The organism is Pseudomonas tremae, assembly GCF_001401155.1.
In the GTDB taxonomy this organism is placed as follows: Bacteria; Pseudomonadota; Gammaproteobacteria; order Pseudomonadales; family Pseudomonadaceae; genus Aquipseudomonas; species Aquipseudomonas tremae.
The window spans coordinates 343,494-353,467 of the sequence record NZ_LJRO01000090.1; the positions used below are offsets into that span (position 1 = coordinate 343,494).

Genomic DNA, 9,974 nt, shown 5'->3' on the forward strand with positions numbered 1-9,974 from the left:
CGGGGCGCCTCAAGCGTTGCCGGTGCCGGTGCCGATCTGCCACACAAAAGGCGGCTCGGTGCCGTTGATGCGCCAGTCGCCGACAATGCGCGCCTTGTAGATCAGCGGGTTGTGCGATGCCGCTGTGCGCGCATTGCGCCAGTGGCGATCCAGTGATTTGTCGATACTGACGCCCGAGGCGCCCAATGCGTTGAACAGCTCGGTGGCAGAACGCAGCACCAGTTCCGAGACGATTACTTGCGCCTTGGCGGTCTCGATTTCGGCGGCAATGTTGGCGTCTTTCTCCTGTTGCGGGTCGTTGCCGAAGCGTGCCACATACGCACGCTGCAAAGGCTCGGCGGAGCATAACGTTGCGGCCTCGGCGGCGTATACCTGGGCTGCGATCTGACCGACCACCTGCTGCACCTGTGAATCCTGGCTGACGCTGCCCGCATTGCCGTGGCTGAAGATGCGTTTGCGATCGCGCACCTCTTGAGCGATATCGCGTTCGACTGCCCGGCCAATGCCTGCCAGCACTGCCAGCAGCACCAATTGATAAAAGGCCGTCTGATATTTGAAGCGTTCCTCGAACGGAATCACGTGGGCCGCAGGCAACGGCACATTGTCGTACACCGAGGTGCCGCTGCCGGTGGTGCGTTGACCGAACCCGTCCCAGTCATCGCTGTGGCGTACACCCGCATGCCTGGCATCCACCACGGCGATCACATCGGCGCCGGTATCAGCACGCTGGGCGTAGACGTCGATCCAGTCGGCGAAGATGCTGCCGGTGCTGTAGAACTTGCTGCCGTTGAGCACGAAACCGCCAGGCCGGGGGCTGACCTTGGTGATTACGTCGCCGATCTTTACCGCGCCTATCTCGGTCCAGCCATTGCCCACCAGATCACCCGCTACAAAACGCGCGAACCAGGTGTCGCGTTCTGCACCTGGCGGCGCATTCAGCCGGTCTTCGACAAAAGCGAAATGCGCCCGTAAAGCTTGCGGGATGTTCGAGTCGGCCTCGGCCAGCTCTATCAAGAGTTGAAACAGCTGGCCGACCGAGGCGCCAGCGCCGCCGTACTCTACGGGTACACGCACGGCACCGAAACCTGCCTTCTTTAGCCAGGCTATCGGTTCATAGGGTAGGGCGCGGGCTTTTTCACGCTCTACGGCGCCAGCGCTGATCTCCCTGAAGATTGGCCGGAAACGATTTGCCAGCTTTTCATAATCGGTGCCCAGCGACAGTGGGTTTGAACGGGTTGATTGCGTCATGAGGTGCTCCTGAGCATGAACTGACCGGCACTCGGCCGGTGAATGGGTCGTTCAGCTCAGTGCACGCTTTATGCCTGAATTTAACTGTATGAATTTTATGAATATTTTATTTTTGGGCAGGCCTACTTGTTGCGCGTGCAACAGCTGCGCAACAGCCTGTCAGCAAACCGCACATTCACTACTGCGCTCTTCAAATCACTGTTCAACCAGCAACAGCGTTTGGGCATTTTGTGCGCTGCACTGCCTTCAATTATCAGGTCGATCAAGCAACTTATTGTTTTAAAAGATAAATATTTTAGGCATGAGCTGTGCAATGACTAAGGCTACGTGTGTTAAGCGTTATCAACCGGTCGTCAACGATCAGGAGCCTGTTCATGAGTAGCCCATCGCCAAACCCTCCCAAAGCCCACGTGATTGCCTCGGACGCTGAAGCCATTGAAGTCGCCACAGCACTGGCTGCCCGTTTTGCTGAACACGCCTCACTGCGTGATCGCGAACGTCGTCTGCCGGTTGCGGAGCTGGATGAGTTCTCCGCCAGCGGCCTGTGGGCCATCACCGTTCCGAAAGCCTATGGTGGCGCCGGCGTTTCGTACGTCACGGTGGCGCAAGTGATCAAGATTATTTCTGCTGCCGATTCCTCCCTCGGGCAGATTCCGCAAAACCATCTGGGTGTGCTCGACATTCTGTTGCAGACCGGCACCGAAGAGCAAAAGCATCATTACTTCGCCAAGGCTCTGGCTGGTTATCGCTTCGGCAATGCGTTCTCTGAGTCGAAAAGCAAGAATGCCGGAGCCTTTCAGACCCGCATTCGTTTCGAGGGTGAGCACGCGTTGCTGGACGGTGAGAAGTTCTACTGCACAGGCGCGCTGTTTGCCCACATTGTGCCGGTGGTGGGGGTCGATGAGCAGAACAAGGCATTCATTGCCTTTGTCGAGCGTGATAACCCTGGGTTGGCAATCATTGATAACTGGGACGGCTTCGGGCAACGCACCACGGCCAGTGGCGGCGCCGTTCTGAAGGCTACGCGGGTGCCTGTCAGTGCGGTAATCCCAGCGCATCAAGCGTTTGATCAGCCGACGGCTCATGGCCCTATTTCGCAGATCATCCAGGCTGCGGTAGACACCGGCATCGCTCATGGCGCCTTCGAAGAAACGCTCAGGTACGCGCGTCTGGCGCGGCCCTGGATCGACAGCAAGCAGGAGTTCGGCTGGCAGGACCCGTTCAGTATTGCCGCCATCGGCGACCTGCAATGGCAGTTGCACGGCACCGACGCCATTCTGGCCAAGGCGGGGCAAGCCATCGACCAGGCCCTGGCTGAACCTGACGAAGCCAGCGTCGCGCAAGCGTCGGTGGTGGTTGCACAGGCCAAAGTGCTGTCAGCGCAGATCGCCTTGCTCGCCAGCAGCAAGCTGTTTGAGCTGGCCGGCACTCGGTCGGTCTCGGGCAAGCTCAACCTCGACCGTTACTGGCGCAATGCCCGCACCCACACGCTGCATGATCCAGCCCGCTGGAAGTACCACCTGATCGGCAATCAGGTGCTCAACAACATCCCGCCGCCACGCCATGCCTGGAACTGATAAAGGAACGTCTCATGCCCCATCCTGCCATTACCGCGCAACTGGCGGTGGCCACCGAAGATCTGGACCATGCCCGACGCGGGTTTCTGCACACCCTCGATTACTTGCGTGAGCTTAGCGAGCCCTGGGCGCAAGGTGATCCCGGACGAATAGCCGATGACCCGTACGTGATCAGCAAAATCGGCGACCTGCAGATACGCCTGGAAGTTGCCGCAGCGCTGCTTGAGCGCGCCCAGAGCTTTGTCGGTACGCCCGAACAGCGCCTGATTGCCAGCAGTGAAGCGGTGATTGCCAGTGCCGACGCGCTTCAAGCGGTCGGCAACATCCAGTTCGAACTTAGCGGGCAGCATCTGTCACTGCCCGCTCGGGGCGATCGCGAACCTTTGCGCTGGCACTACCAAGTGATCGGCAATCAACGCCTCAACGGCGCAGTGCCGCCACAGCTTCAGGAGTAAGCGCATGCCTCGTCAAATACGCCTCAATGCCTTCGACATGAATTGTGTCGGCCACCAGTCGCCAGGGCTTTGGGCGCATCCGCGTGACCGTTCGTGGCAGTACAAGGATCTGGAATACTGGACTGACCTGGCGAAAATTCTTGAACGTGGCAAGTTCGACGGCCTGTTCATCGCCGATGTGCTGGGTATCTACGATGTCTATCGTGGTAACGGTGAAGCGGCGATCCGTCAGGCCACGCAGGTGCCGGTCAATGACCCGTTGCAGTTGATTCCGCCCATGGCGCTGGTCACCGAGCACCTGGGGTTCGGGTTGACCGCATCGTTGTCGTTCGAACATCCGTATCCGTTCGCCAGGCGCCTGTCGACGCTGGATCATCTGACCAAGGGGCGGGCAGGCTGGAACATCGTCACGTCCTACCTGGAAAGTGGCGCTAAGAATCTGGGCCAGAAGACTCTGACCGAGCACGATGCGCGTTACGACTATGCCGAGGAGTATCTGCAGGTTTGCTACAAGCTGTGGGAGGGCAGTTGGGAAGACGGTGCAATCCTGCGCGACCGGGAACGGCGAGTGTTCAGCGACCCGAGTAAAATCCACGAGATTCGCCATGTCGGTAAACACTTTCAGGTGCCTGGCATCCACCTCTGCGAACCCTCACCGCAACGCACGCCTGTGCTTTATCAGGCCGGCGCGTCAAGCCGGGGCAAGCAGTTTGCCGCCGAGCATGCCGAGTGTGTTTTCGTGGCAGCGCCTTCCAAAGTGCTGCTGAAAAAGACCGTCGCCGATATTCGCCGTCGTACTGCCGAGGCTGGTCGAGACCCTTCCAGCGTGCTGATATTCAACTTGCAGACCGTGATCCTGGGTGAGACAGACGCCAAAGCGAAAGCCAAATTCGAGGAGTACAAGAGCTGGGTCAGTTATGAAGGGGCCATGGCGTTGATTTCCGGCTGGACTGGCATCGACTTCAGCCAGTTCAGGCCGGATGAGCCGTTGCGGCACGTGCACACCAATGCCATCCAGTCGGCTGTCGAGACCTTCTCCACCGCTGACCCGAACACTGTCTGGACGCCTCGCGCGCTGGCCGATTGGGTGGGTATAGGCGGTTTCGGCCCGTTGTTTGTCGGCAGTCCGGAAACCGTGGCCGATCTGCTGCAGGAGTGGGTTGAAGAGACAGATGTCGATGGCTTCAACCTCGCTTATGCGCTGACCCATGAGACGTTCGTCGATGCGGTCGACCTTCTGGTGCCGGAATTACAGAAGCGCGGGGTTTATAAAACCGAGTACGCCAAAGGCACCTTGCGCGAGAAGTTGTTTGGCGAAGGGCCACGTCTGGAAGCGGGTCATCCGGGAGCGGCGTTTCGCGACCTCGCTGCGCTGAATCGCAACCGCCATGCGGAGATTGCCTGACAACTGCGTGACGCATTTTGATACTCGTTCCCGCGCTCCGCGTGGGAGCGCAGTTCTGGACGTTCCGCGCCCTATTCTCAGTGCTCGGCGCAGCGTGGGCAACTCCCGCTTGTAACCCACTTCATCAAGTTCTCGAGTCTGGTCCTGCCTGCAGCAGGACTGTTCCCGTTGGCTGCGTATTAGTCCCTCCACAGACCGTGCCTTGTTTCCAGCGAATCGCTCGGCACTGCTGCAGGCGTCTGGAGCAACTCTGATGATTTCTCTACTAGTCTTTGAATTTCTCGGGTACTTAAACGTTTTACCCTTACCGACAGTGCGGTCATTGATGACGCGCGCTGCGGTTTTTGATTCTTCATGAACAGGAGTTCTCATGAAACCAAGCTTACCGAAGTGCGTCTGCGTCCTGATCCTGTTGACCGGTTCGGCCATCTTTCAGGTTCAGGCCAAACCGCTCCCAGCAGGCTCCGCTGACAAGGTTGCCAGGCTGCCGGTGATCAAACCGATCATGGGCTGTTCTGCACTGACTCGCGTGGTACTCGACGATATCGGCGGGCACGGCAGCAGCGTGGTGTCGGCCGGCGAGTCCACCCGTGAGGGCGTCGCCGTCTGTGCGGTAGAAGGCCGGCTGGCGCCGGAGATTGGTTTCAGGCTGGAGTTGCCCATCAACACCTGGGCGCAGCGCTACCTGCAGGTCGGGTGCGGTGGGCTATGCGGCAATATAAGCACAACAGTGCGCGTCGCAGAGGGCTGCAAACCGCTGAGGACAGGAGCGTTTGCGGTGGCGTCAACCGATATGGGTCATCAGGCATCCGATGCGACATTCGGCGATGATCCGCAGAAACGAGCTGATTTCGCCCATCGTGGCGTTCACCTGACAGCGCTGGCCTCCAAAAAACTGATGACTGCTTTCTATGGCCAGAAACCGGAATATGCCTATTTCTCGGGGTGTTCCGATGGTGGGCGCGAAGCTTTGATCGAGGCCCAGCGCTACCCGGACGACTTCAACGGCATTATCGCCGGAGCGCCTGCATTGAACTTTCAGGTCCAGAAAACGCTGTATCACGGCTGGATGGCCCGATCCAATACCGGGCCTGATGGCAAACCGATTCTGTTGGCTGCAAAGTTGCCGCTGCTGCACAGCGCGGTACTGGCCAAGTGTGATGTGCTGGACGGGCAGATCGACGGGCTCGTCTCTGACCCACGTATCTGTGACTTCGACCCGGCGGTGTTGCAGTGCAAGACATCTACGAACACCGGCAACTGCCTCAGCGAGCCGGAAGTGGCTGCGGTCAGACGCTTCTATGGCGGCCCAAGGGATCCTGCCAGTGGCGAGCGGTTGACCCTCGGTGGCCCGCAGCCTGGTTCTGAACTGGCTTGGGCCGGCGTATTCGTGCCAGTCACGGCCGACCAGACTGTCTACAGCCAAAAAGCGGCGAAGGAGGCAATCCGCAATCTTGTGTTCGAGAAAAACCCCGTTTCGGACGTTGATCTGAATACGTTGAGCTTTGACAAAAGTACGTTTGATAAACTGCGCCCGCTGCATCCTCTATATGACGCCACCAACCCGGACCTGTCTCCTTTTGCAAATCAAGGCGGCAAGCTGATCCTTTGGCACGGCTGGGCCGACCCGAATATCTCGCCACTCAATACTCTGGCTTATCAAGAGGCCGTCGAGGCAAAGATGGGCAAGACTCGCACCGAGACCTTCGAACGCTTGTACATGTTGCCTGGCGTCTATCACTGTGGCAGCGGGGAAGGGCCGAGCGTGGTCGATCTGCTCACACCGATGATGGCCTGGGTCGAAAGTGGCTATGCACCGGATGCAATCGTCGCCCGGCAGGCCAGGTCTGGCAACACCGCCAAGGGCCGGCCTCGGACGCAACAGACGCTGCCAACGTTTCTGATCAACGACAACGTCGCAAACCGTGGCCGCACGCGCAAGGTCTTTCCATACCCGTTCATGGCCGAATACGATCACAAAGGCTACTCGAAAAACGCACGCAGCTATCAGCGCGCAGAGCCACTGACCACAGAAAAGACCCCGCAGTGGATAGGCTCAGGCTTTTTTCAGCCGTACACCGCCCGGGATCTCTAGCCACGAAAGTGGGCAGTAAGGATGCCTGTCAGGTGAATTATTTTCTCCTCGTTCTTGACATGGCATCCGAACCAGTAGAGAATTGCGTCCATTCCTGAACGAGGAATTGAAAAAAACCCTTAAGATTCAATGGGTTGGAAGCCAAAGAAATAGTGGTTTCCCATGCAGTTCAAAAGCGTTGATGTTGCAGTACAGCATTCGACGTATGAGGCCGAGTAGCAAAATGGTTATGCAGCGGATTGCAAATCCGCCTACGCCGGTTCGATTCCGACCTCGGCCTCCACTATTCAAAGCCCCGTAGATTAACGTCTGCGGGGTTTTTTATTGGGCGGCGAAAAGTGAGGGGTTCCGAAACTTTGAGGGGTGGAGTTCCGAAACTTTGTCACTTTGAGGGCTGCGCGACGGCGCCGATTCTGCGGTAAACACGCTTCGTTATCTCCTGTTCAGAGTGACCTAACAGCAAGCTCGCGTCTGCGATGTCGATGATTTCTGATGCTGCTTTTGGTCTGATATCTCTGAATTGAAACTGCCGGATTTTCTCTGCGTCTTCAGCCCTGCCATCCGCTATGGCAGACAAGCGTGCTGCCTCCCTTGCTTCGTCCCACCTATTGCGCAGCATTTGCTGAGAAACGCGCATGCCAGTCCTGCTCAAAATGAAGTGATGGGATGCGTGCTTGGCGTTTCTCAGCATTATTGCGCCTATTAGCAGGCCCAAGCTGTTTGGAACGCCGCTGTTCTGCATCTGAATGCGCAAACGCTTTCCTGTCTTTCCTTGCTGGACATTGAGGTAGTCGCCCTCAATATCGCCCCGGTTCATCGCGATAACGTCAGCTGGGCGCTGACCGGTTAGGTAAGCCAGGTCCATCGCATCTTTGAGCTCCTGCGGTGCTTGCCCGTACACAGCAGCCCAGACCATGTCATTCGCGTAATAGTCGCGGACCTTTTCCTTGTTCTTGCGCACCCCGGCGCAGGGGTTCTCGCGATCTGTGAATCCCCATTCACGCGCCATGTTGTAAACATGAGATAGCAGCGCAATTTCTCGGTTTGCTCTGGTCTTAGCCGTCCGCGCGTCTCGATACTGGGCGACCATCGAAGGGGTGATCGCGTCAATCGGCGCACTCTCGAAACCCTTACGCAGGTGTTTCAATTCAGCCTTGTTGTCTTTCTGCGTTCGCGCAGCTTTCTTCGGGATTATGTCCCGCTCGTACCGGTCAAAAATCCCCTTCATGATCTTTAAGTCATCTGGCTTTGCCTTTGCCTCCAGCTCAGCCCATTTGAGTCTAGCCTTATCCAAGTCTCCGCCCAGCGGCAGTTCTTTGCCGTTCGCGTCCCGGTAGTAATACCCCACCCATATTGTTCCGTTTTTGCGAGGGCGCTTGCGCCGTACCATCCCAGGCGGCAAATCCCTGTTCTCAGTATTACGGGGGCGCATTTCAGTTCACTCTGGAAAAGTCCGGCGTCCAAGCTGGGCGTGCCGGGGGAGGGGTGTGGTCAGAGCCTGCGGCTTGTGTAATGCCGAGCTTCATGCGGGCGAACATCCGGCCTACCAGAGGACGTCCGCCACGGCTTTCTACGAAAACCCAGTCACGGTCATTGAGCCATTTCCGCTGATGCGCTCTGTGTTTGTAGCCAGTTAGATCGGCCAGTTCTTGGTCTGTTAGTATTTCTGCTTCCACGGGGTTTTCTCCGGGCCGCGCTGGGCGGCGGAAAGGACTATAGATAAACAAACTGGCTATTGGGATCGAAGGGTTTGCCGTCTGGGTCGGGGACCAGCTCAGGTACGTTCTGGCGAATGAACTCGTCGAAACAGACCGGGCAGTAAGTTCTATATCGAGTTGTCAGCTGGCCATGCCCCTTGTAATCACACTTGGGGCATTTGATCGCGCTGGGGTGGGCGAAAGCCATCGTGATTCCGGCACCGCTCATTTCTACTTTCATGGGCACGTCTCCGCCCGCCGATCACCGGCTGGCTCTGTAGGGAAGGGGATATCCGGCAGTTACTGCCGTTCACTGCTATGGTCCACGCACCCAGCAGGAGCTGGGGCAGCACCAAGGAGAGGTCATGGAATGCACCACAACCACGGACGAGGTCTACGGACCGCGCAACGCCAGGCTCGGCAGGCGGGCTATCGACGGCAATGTCTGGTCAGGCAAAAAGATGATCTTCAGAATCATCGATGACCGGGTCTACTCAATGCACGATCAGTACCTGGGCGAGCTCAGGTATGGCATTGCGTCGACTGGCCGGGGGGAGCTGATATTTATCGTGAGGTAGGCGACAACCGCGACCGGCTAGCGTCCAGAGGTGCCGCAACGGCTCCTCACCCAGAGGTTTTGTACTTGCAAACATCCATTGTTTGGATTGGCTTGGCGATTTTCATTGTCGTTGTCATGGCAATTGCTGCGGCTTTATTCGCAATTTGGATATTGAATGGCGAATAGAGTCAGCTCTTCACACGCTTGAACTCGACTACCCAGACCCACGGGTTTGCGTTCCAGTCGCCTCCGACGGATGTCCAGAGCAGCTCGAACGATTTGCGCGGGTCAGCGCTGTATGTTTCGATCCCATCAACGTGCCACCACTCACCGAGTTTGGCATGATCGGTGTAAAGCCGTACGCCTTCGGCTCTGGCCTGATCCTCGCTGATATCCTGCAACCGCTCGACGCGCACGTCGGTGATTTCCAGCAGGATGCGGCTTGCCCAGCGCGGCATGTGGATGCTTGGAGTCCAGCCTGTGTATCCGCTTTGCGCAGGGCTGTTCATGCCGTGATCATGGTCTGGCTGCAACGTTCGGTAAGGGTGATGATGGCTGTGGTAGATCTTCGGATACGGGCCGTCAGCGCGATAAATTGTTTGGTAGGTCACGCCAGGCGGGCCGGGTATGCCGGCACGGCCTTGCTGCGTATAACGGCCGCCAGCTACCTGAACTGGATGAACGTCTTGCCAGCTTTCGCGCACCCACAGTCGGTCACCGGGCTTTCCGTATGGGCAGGCAATTGGGTATTCCATGCCTTCGTGGTCAGACGTGAAGTCGCCAAAGGCGTTGTATGGCCACCAGCCGTTACCGTGGTCAAGCATCATGAAGCCGTCCGCGTGCGCCTTGGTCGCTTTCACGGCTCGTCGCGTGACTGTCTTCTGGCCGGACAGGATGGCGCGCACCATCGGCGCGCTGAACAGGATCGGTCTTTCCTT

At 57.9% G+C, this 9,974-nt stretch carries 10 protein-coding genes and 1 tRNA gene; 6 read left to right on the forward strand and 5 right to left on the reverse strand.

Translation table 11 applies throughout. The features are described 5' to 3' along the window. Nucleotides 1–9 precede the first annotated feature (9 nt). Nucleotides 10–1,248 carry an acyl-CoA dehydrogenase family protein gene (locus tag ALO43_RS08065; RefSeq protein WP_054997351.1) on the reverse strand — a complete coding sequence of 413 codons (1,239 nt, stop codon included), beginning with the start codon at nt 1,246–1,248 and terminating at the stop codon, nt 10–12. Nucleotides 1,249–1,622: 374 nt separating this feature from the next. On the opposite strand from ALO43_RS08065, the gene ALO43_RS08075 reads away from it, so the two are divergent. The 5 genes from ALO43_RS08075 (at nt 1,623) to ALO43_RS08095 (ending at nt 7,063) form a co-directional block, all read left to right on the forward strand. After that, the gene (locus ALO43_RS08075; RefSeq protein WP_024669287.1) at nt 1,623–2,825 is read left to right on the forward strand and encodes an SfnB family sulfur acquisition oxidoreductase; all 1,203 of its coding nucleotides are present in this window, start codon (nt 1,623–1,625) and stop codon (nt 2,823–2,825) included. Between the two features lie 14 nt (nt 2,826–2,839). Next, nucleotides 2,840–3,280, forward strand: a complete 441-nt coding sequence (locus tag ALO43_RS08080) for a hypothetical protein (protein ID WP_005892587.1) — start codon at nt 2,840–2,842, stop codon at nt 3,278–3,280. A 4-nt stretch (nt 3,281–3,284) separates the two neighbouring features. Beyond that, nucleotides 3,285–4,685 (forward strand): LLM class flavin-dependent oxidoreductase, encoded by a 1,401-nt coding sequence (locus ALO43_RS08085; protein ID WP_005892588.1) that lies wholly within the window; start codon nt 3,285–3,287, stop codon nt 4,683–4,685. A gap of 370 nt (nt 4,686–5,055) precedes the next feature. Beyond that, complete coding sequence (locus ALO43_RS08090; RefSeq protein WP_024691278.1) at nt 5,056–6,780, forward strand: tannase/feruloyl esterase family alpha/beta hydrolase; 1,725 nt, start codon at nt 5,056–5,058, stop codon at nt 6,778–6,780. A gap of 209 nt (nt 6,781–6,989) precedes the next feature. Then, nucleotides 6,990–7,063 (forward strand) — tRNA-Cys (locus ALO43_RS08095). Between the two features lie 99 nt (nt 7,064–7,162). Here ALO43_RS08095 and ALO43_RS08100 read toward each other — a convergent pair. The 3 genes from ALO43_RS08100 to ALO43_RS08105 are packed head-to-tail and all read right to left on the reverse strand — an operon-like array spanning nt 7,163 to nt 8,685. Then, nucleotides 7,163–8,212 carry a phage integrase gene (locus ALO43_RS08100; RefSeq protein WP_053480298.1) on the reverse strand — a complete coding sequence of 350 codons (1,050 nt, stop codon included), beginning with the start codon at nt 8,210–8,212 and terminating at the stop codon, nt 7,163–7,165. Between the two features lies 1 nt (nt 8,213). Further along, nucleotides 8,214–8,456 (reverse strand): DUF4224 domain-containing protein, encoded by a 243-nt coding sequence (locus ALO43_RS28445; RefSeq protein ID WP_081000208.1) that lies wholly within the window; start codon nt 8,454–8,456, stop codon nt 8,214–8,216. Nucleotides 8,457–8,493: 37 nt separating this feature from the next. Further along, the gene (locus tag ALO43_RS08105; protein ID WP_053480319.1) at nt 8,494–8,685 is read right to left on the reverse strand and encodes a hypothetical protein; all 192 of its coding nucleotides are present in this window, start codon (nt 8,683–8,685) and stop codon (nt 8,494–8,496) included. Nucleotides 8,686–8,842: 157 nt separating this feature from the next. Between ALO43_RS08105 and ALO43_RS08110 the strand changes: the two genes are divergently transcribed. Beyond that, a complete protein-coding gene (locus ALO43_RS08110; RefSeq protein ID WP_005897532.1) occupies nt 8,843–9,055 on the forward strand; it encodes a hypothetical protein in 213 nt (70 codons plus the stop codon). 169 nt (nt 9,056–9,224) lie between these two features. Here the strand turns inward: ALO43_RS08110 and ALO43_RS30670 are convergent. Continuing rightward, nucleotides 9,225–9,974: hypothetical protein (locus ALO43_RS30670; RefSeq protein ID WP_083492135.1), on the reverse strand; the 750-nt coding region annotated here is incomplete at its 5' end.